The 22,618-nt window shown below is 68.2% G+C and carries 20 protein-coding genes; 14 read left to right on the plus strand and 6 right to left on the minus strand.

Annotation, left to right across the window (positions count from 1 at the left end; genetic code table 11):
• Genes BN973_RS03900 through BN973_RS03915 form a run of 4 tightly spaced genes read left to right on the plus strand, consistent with a single transcriptional unit; the run spans position 1 to position 4,246 of the window.
• On the plus strand, positions 1-786 hold the full coding sequence (locus BN973_RS03900) for an alpha/beta hydrolase (RefSeq protein ID WP_407067549.1): 786 nt from the start codon (positions 1-3) through the stop codon (positions 784-786).
• A gap of 42 nt (positions 787-828) precedes the next feature.
• Entirely contained in the window at positions 829-1,578 is a 750-nt protein-coding gene (locus tag BN973_RS03905; protein ID WP_036466058.1) for a DUF2786 domain-containing protein, read from the plus strand.
• Entirely contained in the window at positions 1,575-2,138 is a 564-nt protein-coding gene (locus BN973_RS03910) for a TIGR04338 family metallohydrolase (RefSeq protein ID WP_051641109.1), read from the plus strand. Before BN973_RS03905 ends, BN973_RS03910 begins: the two co-directional genes overlap by 4 nt.
• 53 nt (positions 2,139-2,191) lie before the next feature.
• A complete protein-coding gene (locus tag BN973_RS03915; protein WP_036466061.1) occupies positions 2,192-4,246 on the plus strand; it encodes a beta-glucosidase in 2,055 nt (684 codons plus the stop codon).
• Positions 4,247-4,278: 32 nt separating this feature from the next.
• On the opposite strand, the gene mymT is transcribed toward BN973_RS03915, so the two are convergent.
• The gene (gene mymT, locus BN973_RS31550; protein WP_269147633.1) at positions 4,279-4,434 is read right to left on the minus strand and encodes a copper-binding metallothionein MymT; all 156 of its coding nucleotides are present in this window, start codon (positions 4,432-4,434) and stop codon (positions 4,279-4,281) included.
• Positions 4,435-4,631: 197 nt separating this feature from the next.
• Here mymT and BN973_RS03920 point away from each other — a divergent pair, with 197 nt between their 5' ends.
• Entirely contained in the window at positions 4,632-5,297 is a 666-nt protein-coding gene (locus BN973_RS03920) for an O-methyltransferase (protein ID WP_036466063.1), read from the plus strand.
• 136 nt (positions 5,298-5,433) lie between these two features.
• Positions 5,434-5,874, plus strand: coding sequence for an SPW repeat protein (locus BN973_RS03925; protein ID WP_036466065.1), 441 nt, complete (start codon positions 5,434-5,436; stop codon positions 5,872-5,874).
• Positions 5,875-5,969: 95 nt separating this feature from the next.
• Here BN973_RS03925 and ilvD read toward each other — a convergent pair whose 3' ends face one another.
• Positions 5,970-7,682, minus strand: a complete 1,713-nt coding sequence (ilvD, locus tag BN973_RS03930; protein WP_036466066.1) for a dihydroxy-acid dehydratase — start codon at positions 7,680-7,682, stop codon at positions 5,970-5,972.
• A 99-nt stretch (positions 7,683-7,781) separates the two neighbouring features.
• On the opposite strand from ilvD, the gene ricR reads away from it, so the two are divergent.
• The 5 genes from ricR to BN973_RS03955 all read left to right on the plus strand — a co-directional run bounded on the left by ricR (position 7,782) and on the right by BN973_RS03955 (position 13,640).
• Positions 7,782-8,072 carry a copper-sensing transcriptional repressor RicR gene (gene ricR / locus BN973_RS03935; protein ID WP_036466067.1) on the plus strand — a complete coding sequence of 97 codons (291 nt, stop codon included), beginning with the start codon at positions 7,782-7,784 and terminating at the stop codon, positions 8,070-8,072.
• A 140-nt stretch (positions 8,073-8,212) separates the two neighbouring features.
• A complete protein-coding gene (locus BN973_RS03940) occupies positions 8,213-9,451 on the plus strand; it encodes an MFS transporter (protein ID WP_036466068.1) in 1,239 nt (412 codons plus the stop codon).
• Between the two features lie 117 nt (positions 9,452-9,568).
• The gene (locus BN973_RS03945) at positions 9,569-10,588 is read left to right on the plus strand and encodes a L,D-transpeptidase (protein WP_036466069.1); all 1,020 of its coding nucleotides are present in this window, start codon (positions 9,569-9,571) and stop codon (positions 10,586-10,588) included.
• Positions 10,589-10,789: 201 nt separating this feature from the next.
• Complete coding sequence (locus tag BN973_RS03950) at positions 10,790-11,407, plus strand: TetR/AcrR family transcriptional regulator (protein ID WP_036472010.1); 618 nt, start codon at positions 10,790-10,792, stop codon at positions 11,405-11,407.
• On the plus strand, positions 11,385-13,640 hold the full coding sequence (locus BN973_RS03955) for a molybdopterin-dependent oxidoreductase (protein ID WP_036466071.1): 2,256 nt from the start codon (positions 11,385-11,387) through the stop codon (positions 13,638-13,640). The genes BN973_RS03950 and BN973_RS03955 overlap by 23 nt, the downstream gene beginning before the upstream one ends.
• Here the strand turns inward: BN973_RS03955 and BN973_RS03960 are convergent.
• Positions 13,624-15,609, minus strand: a complete 1,986-nt coding sequence (locus BN973_RS03960) for a M13 family metallopeptidase (RefSeq protein ID WP_036466073.1) — start codon at positions 15,607-15,609, stop codon at positions 13,624-13,626. The genes BN973_RS03955 and BN973_RS03960 overlap by 17 nt on opposite strands.
• Positions 15,610-15,687: 78 nt before the next feature.
• Between BN973_RS03960 and BN973_RS03965 the strand changes: the two genes are divergently transcribed.
• Entirely contained in the window at positions 15,688-16,350 is a 663-nt protein-coding gene (locus BN973_RS03965; RefSeq protein ID WP_036466074.1) for a hypothetical protein, read from the plus strand.
• Positions 16,347-17,036, plus strand: coding sequence for a hypothetical protein (locus tag BN973_RS03970; protein WP_036466076.1), 690 nt, complete (start codon positions 16,347-16,349; stop codon positions 17,034-17,036). Before BN973_RS03965 ends, BN973_RS03970 begins: the two co-directional genes overlap by 4 nt.
• 4 nt (positions 17,037-17,040) lie before the next feature.
• On the opposite strand, the gene BN973_RS03975 is transcribed toward BN973_RS03970, so the two are convergent.
• On the minus strand, positions 17,041-17,544 hold the full coding sequence (locus tag BN973_RS03975; protein ID WP_036466082.1) for a transcriptional regulator: 504 nt from the start codon (positions 17,542-17,544) through the stop codon (positions 17,041-17,043).
• Positions 17,541-20,564, minus strand: a complete 3,024-nt coding sequence (locus BN973_RS03980) for an MMPL family transporter (protein ID WP_036466085.1) — start codon at positions 20,562-20,564, stop codon at positions 17,541-17,543. The genes BN973_RS03975 and BN973_RS03980 overlap by 4 nt, the downstream gene beginning before the upstream one ends.
• A gap of 331 nt (positions 20,565-20,895) precedes the next feature.
• On the opposite strand from BN973_RS03980, the gene BN973_RS03985 reads away from it, so the two are divergent.
• Entirely contained in the window at positions 20,896-21,393 is a 498-nt protein-coding gene (locus BN973_RS03985; RefSeq protein ID WP_036466086.1) for a hemophore, read from the plus strand.
• Here BN973_RS03985 and BN973_RS03990 read toward each other — a convergent pair.
• Complete coding sequence (locus BN973_RS03990; protein ID WP_407067547.1) at positions 21,390-22,601, minus strand: lysylphosphatidylglycerol synthase transmembrane domain-containing protein; 1,212 nt, start codon at positions 22,599-22,601, stop codon at positions 21,390-21,392. The two genes, BN973_RS03985 and BN973_RS03990, sit on opposite strands and share 4 nt — an antisense overlap.
• Positions 22,602-22,618: the final 17 nt, after the last annotated feature.

Genomic DNA, 22,618 nt, shown 5'->3' on the forward strand with positions numbered 1-22,618 from the left:
GTGTACGACGTCTGGACGCCGGATGCACCGCCGCGGGCCGTGGTGGTGCTGTCGCACGGTCTCGGCGAGTACGCCCGCCGCTATGACCACGTCGCCCAGCGCTTCGAAGCGGCCGGATTGGTCACCTACGCGCTGGACCACCGCGGACACGGCCGCTCCGGAGGCAAGCGGATGCTGGTTCGCGATGTCGCGGAGTACACCGCCGACTTCGACACGCTGGTCGGTATCGCCACGCGGGAACACCCCGGCCTCAAGTGCGTCGTGCTCGGGCACAGCATGGGCGGCGGCATCGTCTTCGCCTACGGCGTCGAGCGTCCGGACAACTACGACCTGATGGTGCTGTCGGGACCGGTGGTGGCGGCTCAGGATGCGGTGCCGGGGCTGGTGGCGTTCGCCGCGAAATTCCTCGGCGCGGTGCTGCCCGGCGTGCCGGTGCAGGACCTCGACGTCGACGCCATCTCGCGTGACCCCGCGGTGGTCGCGGCCTACAAGGCCGACCCGTTGGTCTACCACGGCAAGATCCCGTTCGGTGTCGGCCGGGCGATGCTGGAGGTCAGCGAGACCATGCCGCAGCGGGCGCCGGCACTTACCGCGCCGCTGCTGGTGGTACACGGTGAATGCGACCGGCTGGTGCCCGTGGCCGGAAGTCGTCGCCTGGTCGAATGTGTGGGATCTACCGATGTCACGCTGAAGGTCTATCCGGGGCTGTACCACGAGGTTTTCAACGAGCCCGAGCAAGACCAGGTGCTGGGCGATGTCGTCTTGTGGATCACCGACCGGCTGTAAGCCTCGAGCGAACTGTCGGAAGGCTCTTGTAGTTTGGCGCCTATGACCGACGACAAGATGTTGGCGCGCATCGCCGCGCTGCTGCGTCAGGCCGAGGGCACCGACAACTCGCACGAGGCCGACGCCTTCATGACCGCCGCGCAGCGGTTGGCGACGGCGGCGTCGATCGACTTGGCGGTCGCACGGTCGCATTCCGCCGACCGCTCGGCCGCGCAGGCGCCGACCCAGCGGACCATCACGATCGGGACGGCCGGTACCAAGGGATTGCGGACGTACGTGCAGCTCTTCGTGGTGATCGCCGCGGCCAACGACGTGCGCTGCGACGTGGCGTCGAATTCGACGTTCGTCTACGCCTACGGGTTCGCCGAGGACATCGACGCCAGCCACGCCCTGTACGCCAGCCTGGTCGTTCAGATGGTGCGGGCCTCGGATGCCTACCTCGCCTCGGGCGCGCACCGGCCCACCCCGACGATCACCGCCCGGATCAACTTCCAGCTCGCCTTCGGGGCGCGCATCGGTCACCGGCTGAGCGAGGCGCGCGAAGAGGCCCGGCGGGAGGCCACCAGGGACAGCAGCCGTCGGCCTGGTACCGCTATCGCGTTGCGGGACAAGGATATTGAGCTGACCGACCACTACCGCAGGGCGTCCAAGGCGCGCGGTACCTATCAAGTCAGCCGGGCGACGGCGGGGTATTCGTCGGCGGCACGGCGGGCGGGCGATCGGGCCGGTAGGCGGGCGCGCCTGGGCAACAGCCCCGAGCTGCCCGGGGCGCGGAGCGCGCTGGGCACGTGAGCGCCGGGGGTGCGCCGACGCGGGATTCCCAGCGCTCCAAGGTGTATGCGGCCGAGGAGTTCGTCCGCACGATGTTCGACCGTGCCGCCGAGCACGGCTCTTCGACCGTGGAGTTCTTCGGAACCCAGTTGACGCTGCCGCCCGAGGGGCGATTCGGCTCCGTGGCGTCGGTGCAACGCTATGTTGACGAGGTGCTTGCGCTACCGGCGGTACGGGATCGCTGGCCCGCGCCGTCGCCGCTGAGGGTGCGGTCGCGGCGGGCCGCCACCGCGGCGCACTACGAAAACTACGAGGGCACAGGCGTTATCGCGGTTCCCGACCGCGACGCCGCCGACTGGGCGTTGCGCGAGCTGGTGGTGCTGCACGAGGTGGCACACCATCTGTGCCAGGCCAAACCCGCGCACGGGCCGGAATTCGTCGACACCATCTGCACCCTGGCGGAGCTGGTGATGGGACCGGAACTCGGGCACGTGCTGCGGGTGGTCTACGCCAAAGAGGGTGTGAAATGGACGGCGACGATGCGGGCCGCTGGACGGGCCGTTGAGGAGCCGGACAATTGAGCTCGGGCGAACTAGACGATCCGGACACAAGGGCGCACGACGTCGAAAGCCAGATGACCGACGACGAGCGATTTACGCTGCTGGTCGCGGTGATGGGGCGCTCGGAGCTGTGGCCGCTGCCGGACGAGCGCATTCCGCCCGGAACCTCGATGAGTGCCGGCTATGTACCGGGGATTCCCCGGCTCGGTATCCCGGCGCTGCGGATGAGCGATGCCGGCCTCGGCGTCACCAATCCCGGCTACCGGCAAGGCGACACCGCGACGGCGCTGCCGGCCGGCTTGGCGCTGGCCGCCGGTTTCGATCCCGCGCTCGCGCGCGCCGCGGGCCGGCTGATCGGCCGCGAGGCGTGCAGCCGCGGATTCAACGTGCAGTTGGCGGGCGCGATGAACCTGGCGCGCGACCCACGCAACGGCCGCAACTTCGAATACGTCTCGGAAGACCCACTTTTGACCGGCACGATCGCTGCCGAATCCGTCATCGGGATCCAGCAACAGGGCGTCATCTCGACGGTCAAGCACTATTCGCTGAATTGCAACGAGACCAACCGGCACTGGTTGAACGCGATCATCGATCCCGACGCTCATCGCGAATCCGACCTGCTGGCGTTCGAGATCGCCATCGAGCGATCTGCGCCCGGTGCGGTGATGACGGCCTACAACAAGGTCAACGGTGACTACGCCTCGGCGAATCGGGTGTTGCTCGACGACATCCTGAAAGGCGCGTGGGGATACCGCGGTTGGGTCATGTCCGACTGGGGCGCCACACCGAGCTGGGAGTGCGCGCTGCACGGCCTGGACCAGGAATGCGGCGCCCAGATCGACACCGTGTTCTGGGGCGCGGAGGCATTCACCGAACCCTTGCGGACGGCCTACGCCGACGGCAGGTTGCCCAAAGACCGGCTGTCCGACATGGTTCGGCGGATCCTGCGTTCGATGTTCGCGGTCGGGGTCGACCGCGGCGTCGAGGCACCAGAGCCGGATATGGCCGCTCACAACGACATTGCGCTGCAGATCGCGCGCCAGGGGATCGTGCTGCTGCAGAACCGCGGGGCGCTGCCGCTGGCACCGGATGCCCGCATTGCGGTGATCGGCGGCTACGCGCAGCTCGGGGTGCCGACGGGCTGCGGCTCGAGCGCCGTCGTTCCCCCGGGTGGTTATGCGCAGGTGGTCCCGATCGGTGGGCCGGGACTGACCGGCGGCATCCGCAATCTGTACCTGTTGCCGTCCAGCCCGGTCGACGAGCTCAGGAAGCAATTGCCCGGCGCGCAGGTCGAGTTCGATCCCGGCCTCAGTCCGGCGGAGGCGGTGCTGGCCGCGCGGCGGGCCGATGTCGCGATCGTGTTCGGGATTCGGATCGAAGGCGAGGGTTTCGACAGCGCCGACCTGTCGCTGCCCTGGGGACAGGACGCCGTGATCGCGGCGGTCGCGGCCGCCAACCCGAACACCGTCGTGGTGCTCGAGACCGGCAACCCGGTGGTGATGCCGTGGCGAGACTCGGTGAACGCGATCCTGCAGGCGTGGTATCCGGGCCAGGCCGGCGGTCAAGCGATCGCGGAGATCCTTGCCGGCCAAGTGAATCCGTCGGGACGGCTGCCGATCACCTTCCCGGTCGGACTTGACCAGACACCACGCCCGACGCTGCCCGACCTCGGCGCCGCGTTCGGGACACCGACCACGATCGACTACTTCGAGGGGGCCGAGGTCGGCTACCGGTGGTTCGCCGGCCGGGGCCTCACGCCGTTGTTCGCGTTCGGTCATGGCTTGTCCTACACCAGCTTTGCGTACCGAGACCTAAAGGTCAGCGGCGGCGACACGGTCACGGCGAGCTTCACCGTCGTCAACATCGGCGATCGCAGCGGGGCCGACGTCCCGCAGTTGTATCTGACCGGTGAACAACGCCAGCGGCTACTGGGATTCGAGCGGATCGAGCTCGACCCGGGCGAGATGCGCCGGGTGACGATCGCGGCCGACCCGCGCCTGCTCGCCCGTTTCGAGCGCGGGAGCTGGCGCATCGATCCGGGCCGCTACACGGTGGCGGTCGGTGCCTCTGCCGTCGTATTACCGCTTACGGCCGAGGTCGAGCTGGCCGGCCGAGCGTTCGCGCGTTGATCGGCACGAACGCAACGACCGGCCGGCGAAATCTACTTGACGGGCACCAATGCTTCGCCGCAAGAGCAGCGGTAGTCCTCGTCTGCGCCCGAACAGTGGCATGGGACCTCGATGCGGACGCGACAGCCGCATCCCTCGTGACCGCAGGTCAGTTGCGTCCCCTCGTCGTAATGCGCCATCTGAATCACCCTTGTCTAGTGCGGGATTCCGGCTGGTTCACCGCAATCCAGTGGTTACCTTCCGTGGTTGCCCGCCGCGCGGGCGGCCCACGCTCAATGTATACCCCATACGGGTATCTGGTAAAGCCCTGCCGGGTGTCTGTTATCGATCGGATGCATGACCAGGCGCGACGCCGCGGGACGGCGCGCGCGGCTAGCGTTGATGCATGACCGAAAAACCCACCCCGCAAGCCGTCGACGCCTTTTTGGACAGCACGGTTATCGGTGACGATCCGGACTTGGCCGCCGCGCTAAAGGCCAGCAATGCGGCCGGGCTGCCGCAAATCGCCGTGTCATGGCAGCAGGGCAAGTTCTTGTTCCTGCTGGCCGGTGCCATTCAGGCGCGCCGCGTTCTCGAGATCGGCACCCTCGGTGGGTTCAGCACCATTTGGCTGGCGCGTGGGGTGGGTCCGCACGGGCAAGTGCTGACATTGGAGTACGAGCCCAACCACGCCGACGTCGCACGGGCCAACCTGCAGCGGGCCGGTGTCGCCGATCGGGTGCAGGTGGTGGTCGGCGCGGCGCTGGAAACCTTGCCGACCATCAAGGGTGATCCCTTCGACCTGGTGTTCATCGATGCGGACAAGGAACACTATGTCGAATACCTGCAGTTCGCGGTCAAGCTGGCCCGTCCCGGCGCAGTCATCGTGGTGGACAACGTAATTCGTGAAGGCGCCATCTTGTCGCCGGAGTCCGATGACGCCAAGGTCGCCGCGACGCGTGAGACGTTGCAGGTGATGGGCCAACACGCGCAGCTGGACACCGCGGTGATTCAGACGGTCGGAGCCAAGCACTGGGACGGCTTTGCCATCGCCTTGGTGAAGGATCTCTAAACCCCACGTCCGGTGGCTTCGAGTTTCGTTGCTGGCGGGGCGTAATCGAGCGTAACCTGGGGAAAGATGGATGGTTGCAGCGAGCCCAGAGTGCTTGTTGCGTAACGGGCTTGCTGCCTTACAGAGAGGTAGCAAAATGAGTACGGTCCATTCATCAATCGATCACCACCCGGATCTGTTGGCCCTGCGTGCACGTTACGAGCGCGTCGCCGAGTCGATCAGTGCGCATTTCACCTTCGGCCTGGCCCTGCTGACCGGCCTCTACGTCGCCGCGTCACCGTGGATCGTCGGATTCAGCGGGACGACATCGCTTGCCACGTCCGACTTCATCGCCGGGATCGCGGTGGCGTTCATGGCGTATGGGTTCGCGACGACGCTGGACCGCGCGCACGGGATGACCTGGACACTGCCGGTGCTCGGCGTGTGGGTCCTGATCTCGCCGTGGGTTGTGTCGGGCGTCGCGGTGACGACCGGCATGGCCTGGTCGCATGTTGTCGCGGGAGCGTTGCTGACGTTCCTGGGTCTCAACGCGGCCTACTTCGGCATGCGCACCCGCGCCGCGGCTGACCACGCGTAGCGGCGGGAGCCGAACACCGAGTGTGGGTGCTACGCATCGTTTCTGGGTGTGAAACGTGCATCAGCCCCACACTCGGCGAGTGGGTACTGCGCTGCCTAGCCGCAGACCGCGCCGATCGCCGCCGAGCTGACCAGCTTGACGTACTTGGCCAGCACGCCGGTCTTGTAGCGGGCCGGGGGAGGCGTGAAACCTTCTTGCCGGGAGGCGAATTCGTCCGGGTCGGTCAACACGTCCAGGGTGCCGGCGGCGACGTCGAGCCGGATTCGGTCGCCGTCGCGCAGGAAGGCGATCGGTCCGGCGTCCACCGCCTCGGGTGCGATGTGGCCCACGCACAGGCCCGTCGTGCCGCCGGAGAACCGGCCGTCGGTCAGCAGTAGCACGTCCTTGCCCAGCCCGGCACCCTTGATCGCTCCGGTGATGGCCAGCATTTCGCGCATGCCGGGGCCGCCCTTGGGGCCCTCGTAGCGGATCACCACCGCGTCGCCCTTGGTGATGGTGCCGTCTTCGAGCGCGTCCAGGGCGGCCCGCTCGCCGTCGAAAACCCTTGCGGTGCCTTCGAACACGTCGGAGTCGAAACCGGCCGACTTCACCACGGCGCCCTCGGGCGCCAGGCTCCCGCGCAGGATGGTGATCCCGCCGGTCGGGTGGATCGGGTCGCTCAGCGCGCGCAGCACCTTGCCGTCCGGGTCGGGCGGCTCGATGACGGCCAGGTTCTCGGCCAGGGTGTGTCCGGTCACCGTCAGGCAGTCGCCGTGCAGCAGGCCCGCATCCAGCAGCGCCTTCATCATCACGGGGACGCCGCCGATGTGGTCGACGTGCGACATCACATGCCGGCCAAACGGTTTGACGTCGGCCAGGTGCGGCACCTTGGAACCGATCCGGCTGAAGTCGTCCAGGGACAGGTTCACCTCTGCCTCGTGGGCGATGGCCAGCAGGTGCAGCACCGCGTTGGTCGAGCCGCCGAACGCCATCACCACCGCGATCGCGTTCTCGAAGGCCTCCTTGGTGAGGATGTCGCGGGCGGTGATCCCGCGGCGCAGCAGTTCGATGACGGCCACCCCGCTGCGCCGGGCGAACCCGTCGCGGCGGCGGTCGGTGGCCGGGGGCGCCGCGCTGCCCGGCAGCGACATGCCCAGCGCCTCGGCGGCGCTGGCCATCGTGTTGGCGGTGTACATGCCGCCGCAGGCGCCCTCGCCGGGGCAGATCGCGCGTTCGATGGCGTCGACGTCCTGGCGCGACATCAACCCGCGCGAGCAGGCGCCCACGGCCTCGAACGCGTCGATGATCGTCACCTCGCGCTCGCTGCCGTCGGAGAGCTTGGCCACCCCCGGCAGGATCGAGCCCGCATAGAGGAACACCGACGCGAGGTCCAGCCGAGCGGCGGCCATCAGCATGCCGGGCAGCGACTTGTCACAGCCGGCCAGCAGCACCGAACCGTCGAGCCGCTCGGCCTGCATGACGGTTTCGACGCTGTCGGCGATCACCTCGCGGGACACCAGCGAGAAGTGCATCCCCTCGTGGCCCATCGAGATGCCGTCGGAGACCGAGATCGTCCCGAACTCCAGCGGGTAGCCGCCGGCGGCAAAGACGCCCTCTTTGACGGCCTTGGCCAGCCGGTCCAGCGAGAGGTTGCACGGCGTGATCTCGTTCCACGACGAGGCGACGCCGATCTGCGGCTTGGCGAAGTCGTCGTCGTCCATGCCTACGGCGCGCAGCATGCCCCGGGCGGCGGTCTTCTCCAGGCCGTCGGTGACGTCACGACTACGGGGTTTGATGTCGGCGGTTGCCGCCTCGGTATGCAGGGCCATTGATCAAGTATGCGCGGGGCGGACAAGCCATTTTCACCGGTAATACCCCGCTGGGGTATAGGGTATCGTGGAGGTTTGACACGCCGCAGAGAGGCCGAGATGACGACTCCGCACGGATACTCGCAGCAGAAGGACAACTACGCCAAGCGGCTGCGGCGCATCGAGGGTCAGGTGCGCGGCATCGCCAAGATGATCGAGGAAGACAAGTACTGCATCGACGTCCTTACCCAGATCAGCGCCGTGAACAGCGCGATGCGGTCGGTGGCGTTGAACCTGCTTGACGAGCACCTCGGGCATTGCGTGACCCGCGCCGTCGCCGAGGGCGGCAGCGACGCCGACGAGAAGCTGGCCGAGGCATCCGCGGCGATTGCGCGTCTGGTTCGTTCCTGATCGGTGATGTAGTTGAGACCGGTGTTGCGGTCCTATGTCGGCCGAACCCGTTGTTGTGGTGCGTACGGTAAGGCAGTGTGATCGCATTAGGCACGACAACCCAGGAACTGGGGAGCCCGGCCGATACCGTATCCCACGCCATGACTGCCGAAACCGGAACAGCCGCCGCGCGAACGTGGACGCCACGGATCGCCGCGCAGCTGGCGGTGCTGGCCGCGGCGGCCTTCATCTATGTCACGGCCGAGATCCTGCCGGTGGGCGCGCTGTCCGCGATCTCTCGGGACCTGCACGTCAGCGTCGTCTACGTCGGAACCCTGCTGACCTGGTATGCGCTGGTCGCAGCCCTGACGACGGTTCCGCTGGTGCGCTGGACCGCGCATTGGCCGCGCCGGCGCGCGCTGATGCTCAGCCTGACCTGTCTGACCGCCTCGCAGGTCATCTCGGCGCTGGCCCCCAATTTCGCGGTGCTGGCCGCGGGACGCGTGCTGTGCGCATTCACCCACGGCCTGTTGTGGGCGGTGATCGCCCCGATCGCCACCAGGCTGGTGCCGCCCAGCCACGCGGGCCGCGCGACCATGTCGATCTACGTCGGGACCAGCCTGGCGCTGGTGATCGGTAGCCCACTGACGGCGGCGATGAGCCTGGTGTTCGGCTGGCGGCTGGCGGTCGTGTGTGTGATGGCCGCGGCGGCCGTCGTCACCGTTGCCGCCCGGGTGATGCTGCCGGAGCTCGTGCTCACCGAGGACCAGCTGGCCTGCGTCGGCCCGCGGTCGCGCCACCACCGCAACCCGCGGCTGATCACGGTGAGCCTGCTCGCGATGGTGGCCGTCACCGGGCATTTCGTCTCCTACACCTACATCTCGGTGATCATCCGTGACGTCGTCGGCGTGCGCGGGCCGAATCAGGCCTGGGTGTTGGCCGCCTACGGCATCGCGGGCCTGCTGTCGGTGCCCCTGGTGGCCCGCCCGCTGGACCGCCGGCCCCGGGGCGCGGTCATCCTGTGCATGGCCGGGTTGACCGTCGCGTTCGTGGTGCTGACCGCGATGGCGTTCGGCGACCGCACCACCACGGCGGCGACCGCGCTGCTGGGGACCGCGGCGATCGTGCTGTGGGGTGCGATGGCCACCGCGGTGTCGCCGATGATGCAATCCGCCGCGATGCGCAACGGCGCCGACGACCCCGACGGCGCATCCGGGCTGTACGTGACGGCGTTTCAGGTGGGCATCATGGCCGGCTCGCTGTCCGGGGGTTTGCTCTACGAGCACAGCGTGGCCACGATGCTCGCCGCATCGGCCGGTTTGATGGGAATCGCGCTGGCCGGCATCGCGGCCAACAAGCGGATGCTCGACGTTGCTCCGCCAACCTCACCCGATTCATAATCCGGCAGCTCACAGCACCTAACCGCGGGCCTGACCGGGCCCGCACCCAGCGCAAATTAGGTAGCTGGGGGCGCCGCTATGCCACACTGGGTCCAGCAACTGACTGGAGGGATGCATATGTCGGGCTGGACGAGGGCAAGCCTCTTCGCGGCTCTGAACGCAGCCGGTGTCGCCTTGGGATTGGTGCTGGGCGCCGCCCCCGCCGTGGCGGATCCGGACCCCGTTCCGGGCGATCCGAACGTGGTTGCCGCGCCCCCTGCTCCGCCTCCTCCGCCGCCATTCGAGCTGCCGCCGCTGCCGGGGTTGCCCCCTGCGCCGCCGGGTGACGCGCCGCCGCCCCCGGCTCCGTGGGCGCCCCCCGGTGTCGTGCCCGCCGCCGCGGGTGCCGCCGACGGGCAGGACCCGACGCCGTTCACCGGCACCGCGCCGTTCGGAACGCCCACATTCGTCCCGAAGACCGGTTCGATGGTGGGTGTCGCGCAGCCGATCATCATCAACTTCCCCGGCCGGGTTGACGACGCCGGCGCCGCGCAAGCCGCCGTGCACGTGTCGTCGATCCCCCCGGTCCCCGGGAAGTTCTACTGGATGACGCCGACCCAGCTGCGCTGGCGCCCGATCAACTTCTGGCCCGCCAACACCGCGGTGAACATCGACGCCGGCGGCACCAAGTCCAGCTTCCGCACCGGCGACCAGCTGATCGCCACGGCCGACGACGCCACCCACCAGCTGACCGTCACTCGCAACGGCACCCTGGAGAAGACCATCCCGATGTCGATGGGCATGTCGGCCGGTAATCACCAAACCCCCAACGGCACCTACTACGTGCAAGAGAAGATGCCCTCGGTGGTGATGGACTCCTCGACCTACGGGGTGCCGGTCAACTCGACCTACGGCTACAAGGTGACCGTCGAGCTGGCCGTGCGTTTCGACAACGTCGGCGACTTCGTGCACAGTGCCCCGTGGTCGGTGGACGACCAAGGTAAGCGCGACGTCAGCCACGGCTGCATCAACATCAGCCCCAGCAACGCCAGGTGGTTCTTCGACAACTTCGGCGCCGGTGATCCGATCATCGTGAAGAACTCCAGCGGTGGCTCGTACAAGAAGAACGACGGCTCCAGCGACTGGATCACCAACTAGCCGGTTTCGTGACGACGGGGCGGTCGTCGGTGGGTACTTCCGCCCGATTCGGTTCGCCCGCAGGGTGATTCGGGCGCAGAATCGCCGGCCGGCTCAAGTCGACTGAAGCGACGACAGGTCATCTCCACCGAATTGGCGTTGAGAACTTCCGTCTGCCCGCCGATTATGTATAGCATCATACATAAGCCGAAAGGGGTGGCGATGCGAAGTCCACGCGAGCGGATGGTCATTTCCGCTGCGCTGTTGATCCGGGAACGCGGCGCCCACGCCACCGCGATTTCGGACGTGCTCGAGCACAGCGGCGCGCCGCGCGGGTCGGCCTATCACTACTTCCCGGGTGGTCGGACCCAATTGCTCTGCGAGGCAGTCGACTACGCCGGCGAGCACGTCGGCGCCATCATCGACAAGGCCTACAGCAGCCTCGACCTGCTGGACACCCTGATCGACAAGTACCGCCGCCAGTTGATCGACAGCGATTTCCGCGCCGGTTGCCCGATCGTGGCGGTCTCCGTCGAGTCCGGCGACGAGCAGGACCGGGAGCGGATGGCCCCCGTCATCGAGCGGGCGGCCGCGGTGTTCGACCGATGGAACGGCCAGGTCGCGCAGCGCTTGATCGCCGACGGCATACCCGCCGTCCAGGCCAGTGAACTGGCCGTGCTGACGACCTCGGCGCTCGAGGGCGCCATCGTCCTGGCTCGGGTGCGGCGTGACCTGGCGCCAATGGATCTCATCCACCGCCAGCTGCGCAATTCGCTGCTCGCCGCCTTGCCGAAGTGGCCCGAAAGGAAGTCCCGCAGTGACCGACGCCAAGCCCGCTGACTGGCAGTCCACCGCATGCATCCTCTGCGAATGCAATTGCGGCATCGTCGTACAAGTCGAAGATCGCACGTTGTCACGCATCCGCGGCGACAAGAACCACCCGGCGTCGCAGGGCTACACCTGCAACAAGGCGCTGCGGCTGGACCACTATCAAAACAACCGCGCCCGCCTGAGGAGCCCGATGCGCCGTCGTGCCGACGGCAGCTTCGAGGAGATCGATTGGGACACCGCGATTGTCGAGATCGCCGAGGGATTCAAGCACATCCGTGACACCTACGGCGGGGACAAGATCTTCTACTACGGCGGTGGCGGGCAGGGCAACCACCTGGGCGGGGCATACAGCGGCGCGTTCCTGAAGGCGCTGGGGTCGAAGTACCGGTCGAATGCGTTGGCGCAGGAGAAGACCGGCGAAGCGTGGGTCGACGCGCATCTGTACGGCGGCCACACTCGGGGCGAGTTCGAGCACGCGGAAGTATCGGTGTTCGTCGGCAAGAACCCGTGGATGTCGCAGAGCTTCCCCCGGGCCCGGGTGGTGCTCAACGAGATCGCCAAGGACCCGAACCGGTCGCTGATCGTGATCGACCCCGTCGTCACCGACACCGCGAAGATGTCCGACTTCCACCTGCGGGTGCGACCGGGCACCGACGCCTGGTGCCTGGCCGCCCTGGCGGCGGTGCTGGTCCAGGAAAACCTATGCAACGAAGCATTTCTCGCCGAGTACGTGCACGGCGCGGACACCGTCCGCGAGGCGCTGCGCGACGTCTCGGTGGCCGACTATGCGGAGCGCTGCGGGGTGGACGAGGAGCTGGTGCGGGCGGCGGCGCGGCGCATCGGTACCGCCGAGAGCGTCTCGGTGTTCGAAGACCTCGGAATTCAGCAGGCGCCCAACAGCACCCTGAGTTCGTACCTGAACAAGCTGCTCTGGATTCTCACCGGAAACTTCGCGAAAAAGGGTGGCCAGCACCTGCATTCGTCGCTGGCGTCACTGTTCAGCACGGTCTCGGGCCGTACCCCCGTCACCGGCGCACCCATCATCGCCGGGCTGATCCCGTCCAATGCCGTGCCCGAGGAGATCCTGACCGACCACCCGGACCGCTTCCGGGCGATGATCGTCGAAAGCGGCAATCCCGCGCACTCGCTCGCCGACTCGACTGCGTGCCGGGAGGCGTTTGCGTCGTTGGAGCTGATGGTGGTCGTCGACGTCGCGATGACCGAGACCGCGCGACTGGCGCACTACGTGTTGCCCGCAGCGTCCCAGTATGAGAAGACCGAGGCGACGTTCTTCAATTTCGAGTTCCCGCACAACGGTTTTCACCTGCGCCGCCCGCTGCTGAAACCGCTTGAGGGAACGCTGCCCGAGCCGGAGATCTGGGCCCGGCTGGTGCGCGCGCTCGGCGTCATCGACGACGCGGAGCTACGGCCGCTGCGCGAGGCCGCCGAACAGGGCCTGGAAGCGTACGGCGAAGCGTTCCTGGGCGCCGTCGCGGGTAATCCGAGTATGGCGCGGCTGGTCCCGTACGTGCTCTACGAAACGCTGGGGCCGACGTTGCCGGACGGCATGGCCGGGGCGGCCGCGGTGTGGGGGCTGGCCCAGAAGACCGCGATGACCTATCCCGAGGCCGTGCGGCGAGCCGGCCACGCCGACGGCAACGCGCTGTTCGAGGCGATCCTGAACAGCCCGTCGGGCGTGGTGTTCACCGCGCACAACTACGAGGACGACTTCGCGCTGATCAGCCACTCCGACCACAAGATCGCCCTCGAAATCCCGGAAATGCTGCGCGATTTGCGGGCGCTTTCCACCCCGCCGCCGCAACTGACCACGGCGGAGCTGCCCATCGTGCTGTCGGTGGGCGAGCGGCGCGCCTACACCGCCAACGACATTTTCCGCGACCCGTCCTGGCGTAAGCGCGACGCCGACGGAGCACTGCGCGTCAGCGTGGAGGATGCCCAGGACCTCGGACTCGTCGACGGCTGTCGGGCGCGCATCACCACCGCGGCCGGCAGCGCCGAGGCCACCGTCGAGATCACCGAGACGATGCTGCCCGGACATGCGGCCCTGCCCAACGGCTTTGGGCTCGACTACGTCGACGCCGACGGGACAACCGTGGTTCCCGGTGTGGCACCCAACGCGCTGACGTCGACCGGGTGGCGCGACTCGTACGCCGGAACGCCGTGGCACAAGCACGTGCCGGCCCGCATCGAAGCCCTCGTCGGGATCAGTTCCAGATCCTGACCCGGCGCTCCGGCGCGAGGAACAGGGCGTCGTCCTCGGCCACGTCGAAGGCCTCGTAGAAGGCATCGAGGTTGCGGATGACACCGTTGCAGCGGAACTCCGGCGGCGAGTGCGGGTCCACCGCCAGGCGGCGGATCGCTTCTGCCACACGGGATTTGGTGCGCCACACCTGAGCCCAGCCGTAGAACACCCGCTGCACGCCGGTCAGGCCGTCGATCACCGGAGCCTGGTCGCCGTTCAGCGACAGCTGGTAGGCCAGCAGCGCGATGGACAGCCCGCCCAGGTCGCCGATGTTCTCACCGACGGTGAAGGCGCCGTTGACATGGTGAGCGCCGTCCAGCTCGCGCGGAATGTAGGCCTCGTACTGCTCGATCAGCGCCTTGGTACGGGCACCGAACTCGCGGCGGTCGTCGTCGGTCCACCAGTCGACCAGGTTGCCGTCGCCGTCGTACTTGGCGCCCTGATCGTCGAAGCCGTGCCCGATCTCGTGGCCGATCACCGCCCCGATGCCGCCGTAGTTGGCGGCGTCGTCGGCCTGGGCGTCGAAGAACGGCGGCTGCAAAATTGCTGCGGGAAAGACGATCTCGTTCATCCCGGGGTTGTAGTACGCGTTGACGGTCTGCGGTGTCATGAACCACTCGTCACGGTCCACCGGCCCGCCCAGCTTGGCCAGCTCGCGGTCGTGATTGACCGCGTACCCGCGCAGGTAGTTGCCGTACAGGTCGTCACGGTCGATCACCAGGGCGGAGTAGTCGCGCCACTTTGTCGGGTAGCCGACCTTGGCGGTGAACTTACCCAGCTTGGTCAGCGCGCGTTCCCGGGTCTGCGGCGTCATCCAGTCCAGGTCGCTGATGCTGACCCGGTAGGCCTTTTGCAGGTTGTCCACCAGCGCGTCGATGCGGGCCTTGGCGTCCGGCGGGAAATGCCGTTGCACGTACAGCTTTCCGACGGCGTCGCCCATCAGGTTCTCGACCAGTGCAACCCCGCGCTTCCAGCGGTCCCGGATCTGCTCGGTCCCGGTCAGCAGGCGGCCGTAGAAGTCGAAGTCCGCCGCGACCAGCGCGTCGGTCAACCACGAGGCGCGGGCGCGGATCAACCGCCAACGCGCCCAACGCTTCCAGTCGTCGAGGTCCTCGCTGCCCCAGAGCGCCGCGAACGCGGTGAGGTAATCAGGCTGGCGCACAACGACTTCCGCGACGGCATCCGGCGTGCTGCCCAGGGCGGTGACCCAGCCGGTCCAGTCGAAGCCCGCGCTCTCGGTCTGCAACTGCGCGAAGGTGCGCAGGTTGTAGGTCAGATCGGCGTCGCGGCGCTTGACCACATCCCAGTGCGCGGCAGCGAGTTTGGTCTCCAGCGCCACGATGCGGGCCGCGGTGTCGGCGTGGTCGTTGTCCTCCCCGCCGTACACCAGGGCGAACATCCGGGCGACATGTCCCGGGTAGGCCGCGAGCACCTGGGCGTGCCGCTCGTCGCGGTAGTAGGACTCGTCGGGCAACCCGATTCCGGACTGGTTGACGTGCACCAGGTAGCGGGTCGAGTCCTTGGCGTCGGTGTCGATATAGACGCCGACGCCGCCGCCGACCCGGGTGCGCTGCAGGGCGCCGACGACGCCGGCCAGCGCCGCCGCATCGGCCGCGCCGTCGATGGTGGCCAGCTCGTCGTGCAGTGGTTGCAGCCCGCGGCGTTCGACGGCGTCCTCGTCGAGGAAGCTGGCGTACAGGTCGCCGATGCGCTGCTCGTCACTGCCCGGCGCCGCACCGCGCTCACTCGCTTCGACGATCAGGTCGCGGACCTGCTCCTCGGCCCGGTCGAACAGGGTGCGAAAGGCCCCGTCGGTGGCGCGGTCCGGGGGAATCTCGTAGTCGGTCAGCCAGCGACCGTTCACGTAACCGAACAGGTCGTCCTGCGGGCGGGTGTTTTCGTCGATGTGGCTCAGGTCCAGGCCCGAGCGGGTGGCAGCAAACGTCACCGGACCATCCTTCCATCTTCGCCCGCGCCGGGCGCCTGCTGCGCCGATCGCGACCGGCGGCGGGGTAACCTCGCGCCCATGCCCGAGGGCGCACAGAAAGAGCCGGCGACCACCAAAGATCCGGCAGACGAGCACGACGCCGAGGCCGGCGCGGCGGAAGCCGACGAATACATCGACGGCGCCATGTTTTCGCCGTACGGCATCGCCTCGGCGGTGCTGGGCGTGCTGTCGGTCGCCGCGGTCGTGCTCGTCGGGATCATCTGGTCCGACCACCGCGCCGACTCGGCCGAACGCACCTACCTCGGCCGGGTGATGCAGACCGCCGCCGACTGGACCGGCGTGCTGATCAACATGAACAGCACCAACATCGACGCCAGCCTGCAGCGCCTGCACGACGGGACGGTCGGCCAGCTCAACACCGACTTCGACGCGACCGTGCAGCCCTACCGGCAGGTGGTCGAAAAACTGCAGTCGCAGAGCAGCGGGCGCATCGAGTCGGTGGCGATCGAGACGGTGCACCACGACCTGGACAGCCAGCCCGAGGGTGCAAGGCCTCCAAGAGAAATCGTGACCACCAAGCTGCCGCCGTTCGCCAGCCGGACGGATTCGGTGATGTTGGTCGCGACGTCGGTCAGCGAGAACGTCGGCGCCAAGCCGCAGACGGTGCACTGGAATCTGCGTCTGGACGTCTCAGACGTCGACGGCAAGCTGATGATCTCTCACCTGGAGTCGATCCGATGAGAAACCTGTGGCGGCTACTGGCCTTCGACATCCTGGCGCCGCTGGCCACGATCGGCGCGCTGCTGATGATCGGGCTGATCCTTGGCTGGCCGTTGTGGTGGGTGTCGGTCTGCTCGGTGCTGCTGGTGCTGATCGCCGAGGGGGTCGGGGTCAATTTCTGGCTGCTGCGCCGGGATTCGGTCAGCGTGGGCACCGACGACGAAGCGCCGGGGCTGCGGCTGGCCGTCGTCGTCCTGTGCACGGCCGCCGTGGCGGCCGCGGTGGTGACGGGCTACACCCACTGGACGAGCACCGACCGCGCCTTCAATAAGGACACCCGCGACGCGGCCCAGGTGGCCAGCGGCATGGCCGAGGCGATGGCGTCGTTCACGCCGAGCGCCCCGACCAGCTCGATCGACCGGGCGGCGGCGATGATGGTGCCCGAGCGCGCGGACGCGTTCAAGCAGGAATACCAGAAGTCCAGCGCCGATCTCGCCCAACGCCACGTCACGGCGCAGGCCTCGACGCTGGCGGCCGGGGTCGAGGCGCTGGGGCCCACGGCGGCGAGTGTGGCGGTCATCCTGCGGGTCACCCAGACCACCCCCGGTCAGCCGCCCAGTCGGGCGGCGCCGGCGTTGCGGGTGGCACTGGTCAAGCGGGGCGGCGACTGGCTGGTGACCGACGTGCTGCCGATCAACGCGCGCTGACCGGTCAGTCGGTGTCGGCGGGCGGCGACTTCACCTTCACGAACCGGTCCGAGAGCCGGCGCATCCGGATCATCAGCGAGGCCGACGGGCTGACGCTGCCGTCGAGGTAGGAGGCCAGCTCATCGGCCGCCACCCCGATGCGGGCGGCGAATTCCTGCTGGGCCAGGCCGGACCGCTCGATCAGCAGCCCCACATGGCGGGCCACCTCGGCGCGTTCGTTGGCCTCCAGGTGGGTGCGGGCGCGCTCCAGCACCTCCCACAACGCTTTGGAGATGCCATACGGGCGGGTGCCCTCGAGGACCTCCTCCACCTGACGGGCGGTGCGGCCGAACGGGTCGCGCTTGAGCGCGGCGGCGATCCGCTTCCAGGTGTCGATGTCGCCGCCCTGCATCGCGGAGCGAATCGCGGCGGTCGGCCAGAACTCGACCGGCTGATCGAGATCGGGACGACGTTCGGCGCCGGGCTGCTGAGGCGGCGGCTCGCGTCGTCGGTCGGCTGCCAACGTCACCTCGCCTCCTCCAGCATCGCGACGGCCACCGAAAGGCAGCGCTGCCTGACCTGATCCCAGTCTGCCTTGGCGCCCGGCTCCGAGACCGCGTCAGGCAGATCGGAAGGATTCGGATCCGCGAGTTGTCGGACCAACTGCGAGGTGATCCATTGCTGCTTGGGCGGTTGACAACAGTAATACCTGTCCATTCCGGCGAGCACCACCGCGGCCGTTTCCGGTTCCAATGTGTCGACCATGTCAGCAAATTCGGCATAATCGCGGCTGCTGTTACGGCACATGATCAGGTAGCCCTTGAGGCGCAGCGTCTCGGCGCCGGTCGGGACCTGCAGCCGGTCGCCGGTGGGCAATTGCACATGGGTGGTTTCCACCGGGCTGCTGCGGGCGTATCGCCGGTCGTGGCCGCGCTTGCCGGCCTCGAGCGCGTCGATGGCAACCGACAACCGGCCCCGCCACAGGGTCACCGGATGCACCGGCCGATCGCCCCACGGCATGGCCCGGGAAATACCGTTGCGTGGCGCCAACCCGTCGACCAGCTTCTTGGCCCCGGACGCGGCCCGGGTCGAACCATTGCTGCCGTTCTTCTCGGCGCCGAGGGTGACCGCGACGGCGTCGTCGTCGCCGATGTTGACCTGGTGCGGAATCTGTCCGGGCCCCTGGCCGCGGGGTTCCTCGGTCTCCTTGCAGTTGTTGCGCCCGCAGCCGGTGAAGGCCAGCGGATCGGCGACGGTGACGGCGTCGGGCGCCAAGTGCTTGAGCTTGGCCGCCGACTTGAGCACCATCCGCAGGTCCGCGCTGGGCGCGGTGAGCGCCGAGATGTCGTCGGGAATGACGACGATGTCGCTGAGGTCGACGTCGGGCAGCGGCCGGTCGAAGTCGACCGACGGCAGGAGGCGGCGCAGCCACCCCGGCAGCCACCAGTTCCACTGGGCGAACATCGCCATCAGCGCCGGGACCAGGATCAGCCGCACCACCGTGGCGTCGACCGCGATCGCGACGGCGCATGCCACCCCGATCTCGGCGACCAGCGGCATGCCGGCGAACGCGAAACCGATGAACACCGCGATCATGATCAGGGCCGCGCTGGTGATGGTGCGGGCGCTGGTGCTCACGCCGTAGGCGACCGCGTCGCGGGTGTTTCCGGTCCGCAGGAAGCGTTCCCGGATGCGGGTGAGCAGGAAGATCTCGTAGTCCATCGACAACCCGAACGTCATCGCCAGGACCAGCGGGGGAACGGTGCTGTCGATCGAGGTGATGTGGGCGAACCCGAGATCCCGCAACCAGCCCCACTGGAACACCATGACCAGGCTTCCGTAGGCGGCGGCGACCGAGAGCAGCGTCATCAGCACGCCCTTGAAGGCCAGGAACACCGAGTGGATCGACAGCAACAGCATCACGAACGCGATTGCCGCGACGAACAACAGCACCAGCGGCTCGGTCGCCGAGACCCGGTCGTCAAAATCCTTGATCAACGCCGTCGGCCCGCCGACATCGACGTGTGCCGTGCCCTCACCGGGAACCTTGGGTAGCTGGGCGCGCATCCAGTCGACGGATTGCCGGGCGCCCATGTCCTCGGGATCGACCGACAACACCGCGGACAGCAAAGCACTGCTGTTGTCGTCAGCGAATTGGGGCGGGGTCACCGAGACGATGTGCGGCGCCTGCGTCATCCGCTGGCGGATGGCGGCCAGCGTCTGGCTGTGTTCGGGTGCCGACGCCGCTCCGTCGGGGAAGCTCACCAGCACCTGGATCGGACCCAGCGCGCCCGGTCCGAGGGCCTGGGATGCCCCGGCGACGCCGGCGCGGATCTCGTGCGCGGAGTCGAATTGGCGCAGCAGGCTGTTGCCCAGCACCATCGACGTCGCGGGTGCCGCCATGACGAGCAGGATCGCCGCCGCCGCGATGGATGAGATCCACGGCCGGCGCATCACGGCCGAAACCCAGCGGTTCCAGAATCGGGACTGCGTGCTTTCCGGTCGACGCGACCAGTGCAGCAGCATCGAGCGCTTGGCGGCCGCCCGGCCGAACGTCGCCAGCGCCGCGGGTGTCAAGGTCGTGGAGGTCAGCATGGCGACCGCGACGGCCATGATCGCCCCGGTGGCCATCGATTTCAGGGCCGGGGTGTTGATCAGGTAGATACCGGTCAGCGAGGCGACGACGGTCAACCCGGACAGCACCACCGCTAGCCCGGAGGTGGCCATCGCGGCGTCGACGGCTTCGCGGTGCTGGCGTCCGGACCGCAATTCCTCGCGGAACCGCATCAGGATGAACAGCGAATAGTCCACCGCCAGAGCGATGCCGAACATCGACACCGTCGAGGTCACGAACACCGACATGGTGGTGTAGGCCGACAGGAAATAGACCAGTCCCATCGTCACCACGACCGTGCAGACGCCGAGGGCCAGCGGGATCGCCGCGGCGGCCAGCGAGCCGAACACGGCGAGCAAGACGATCAGGATGATCGGCAGGTTCCACTGCTCGGCTTTGGCGATGTCGTGTTTGGTGTTCGCCGCCGCGGCCGCCGACAGCGCCCCCTGACCGATCACGTAGAGCCGCACCCGGCCGTCGGCGGTCTGCCCGGACTGGTCGCCCTTGACGCCCACCCGCTGCCGTAGCTGTTTGGCGATGTCGCTGGTGCCGGCGTTGCGGGCGTCGAGCCGCAGCGTGAGCACGTACGGCCGGTCGGGCTGCGGCGGCCGTTGGGTGGGGTTGGTCTTCTCGGTGACACCGGGGAATTCGCCGGCGATCTGCCGCAGCTGCGTCACGGCATTGTTCATGTCCTCGTAGCTGGCGTCGGGACGGGGTGCGGCCACCAGCGCCAACGACGAGGCGCCCAGGTCGTGGTACTGGCCCTCCAGCTGATCGTGGACCTTCAACGACTGCGAGCCGGCCACTTCGAAACCACCGCCGGTGAGATTCCCGGACGCCGTCATGGCCAAGTAGATCGCCGGGACCAATGCCAGCAACCAGCCTGTGAAGACCAACCAGCGGTACCTGCGCAGGCTGCGGCTGAGGCGCATCATAAACTGCTGGATTTCAGGCTCCCCGAGTATCTCGCTTACGCGTGAGGGCGACGATACCGCAGCCGCCTATGCATTAGTTCGGCTTCACGAATTCGTGAGCTGCGCAGACGGGTCCTCGGACAAGTCGTAGCCAAGTCGCGACCGAGTCGTTGTCAACCGGTGACCAAGCGGGATCTCGGTCACACCCGGTGGCAGGGCATGAACCGGGATGGCAGGATGTCGCTGGGCCGCGCGGGGGATGGGGAACTCCGCAGTCATTGCGGCCGTCCACCGCAGCAGTTTGCACCGCGCCCAGACCCGGCAGCCGTGGCAAACCGTGAGGAGTTCAGGCATGAAGATGCTCGCCGCAGGTTTGTTCGCCGCCGCAGTGCCCGCCGCGGCCGTCGCGCTGATGGCCGGGCCGCCGGCGACCGGGGCCACCGACCCGTGCGCGGCCAGTGAGGTCGCCCGGACGATCGGTTCGGTCTCCAAGTCGATGGGCGACTACCTGGACTCGCATCCGGAGACCAACCACGCGATGTCCACGATGCTGCAGCAGCAGGCCGGCCCGGAGTCGGTCACCGGGCTGAAGTCCTACTTCGCGGGCAACCCGAAGGTGGCCGCCGATATGGCCGGGATCGCGCAGCCGCTCACCAACCTGTCGATGCAGTGCAAGCTGCCGATCAGCATCCCCCAGGCCATGGGCATGATGCAGCAGGCGCAGGGCGCCGGCGGCCTGCCCGTCTCGCCGGCGGCCGGCCTCGGCGGCCCGCCCGCGGCGACCGTGCCGGCCCCGCCCGCGGCCGGCGGTACGCTGCCCGGCCCGTCGCGGCAGAACAACGTCGGCTAGCCGGCACCTTTCTCCGGCGGCGGTAGCGGCCCCTGCAAGGCGGCGTCGTCGGGGTCGTTCCAGTGCCGCAGCTGCGGCTCGATCAGTGGTAGCGGACCGGTCGGTGGGTCGTCGTCGGAGCCGCCGGGGTTCTCGGTGCGGAACACGAAGAAGAAGACCACCCAGCCGACAGCGGAGATCAGCAACCAGCTGATCAGCCGGTAGAGCAGCATCGCCGAGATCGCGTTCGGCAGCGACATACCGCTGGACACCAGACCGGGCACCAGCACCGCCTCGACCACCAGCAGCCCGCCCGGCATCAGCGGAATCGTGCCGACGGCGCGTGCGGCCGCGTAGGCCACCGTCAGCCCGGCGATCGACGCGTGGTCCCCGGCCGCGTACGCCGCGAAGGCGAGGCAGGCGACGTCGGCGATCCAGTTGAACATCGACCAGCTGAACGCCACCCCGAGGTCGCGCCGGCCCAGGCTGACCGATTCGAGCTGCATCAGGATCTCGCGCCACTTGGCCAGGTGGGTATCGGTCGGCTTGCCGCGCAGCGAGTTGAACCACGCCAAGATGCGGGTGCCGATGCCTTCGATCAGCTCCGGGCGCGATGCCACCGCCTGGGAAAGCAGCAGCAGTGCGATGAATCCGCCCAGGGTGAACAGCAACGAGAACGGGTTGTTCTTCGCGCCCAGGAAGAAGGCGCCGCCCAACCCGAGTAGCGCCAGACCGACCGCCTGCAGCACCCCCGACATCACCAGCTGCCAGGACGCCACCACGGTCGAGGCGCCCCAAATACGTTGCTGCCGAAGCAAAAATGTCGCCGACAGCACCGGGCCGCCGGGCAGTGTTGTGCTCAGCGAGTTGGCGGCGTAGAAGGCGGCCTCGGAGCGCAGCTGCCTGACGTGCACCCCGGCGGACTTCAGCAACGTGCGCTGGATCTGGGCGAAACTGTGCATCGACGCGGCCGCCGCGGCCACCGCCGCGAGTAGCCACCACCAATTGGCCTGGAACAGGCTCGTCCAGGCCTTGGCCAGCTGATCCCAGCCCAGCGCGACCTCGATCCCGAGCACGACCGCGACCACGGCCAGCACCGCCCAGCGCACCCACCAGTACTTGCCCCGCGGCGTCTCGCCGGCGCGCCCGGGAGCCAGCGGTTCATCCTGGTGCGCGAATGCGCCGCCGCCCGGGAAGCGGAGGTTGCGGATGGGCGCGTCGTGCGGCACGTGATTTAGGGTAACCG

The organism is Mycobacterium triplex (assembly GCF_000689255.1).
Taxonomy (GTDB): Bacteria; Actinomycetota; Actinomycetes; order Mycobacteriales; family Mycobacteriaceae; genus Mycobacterium; species Mycobacterium triplex.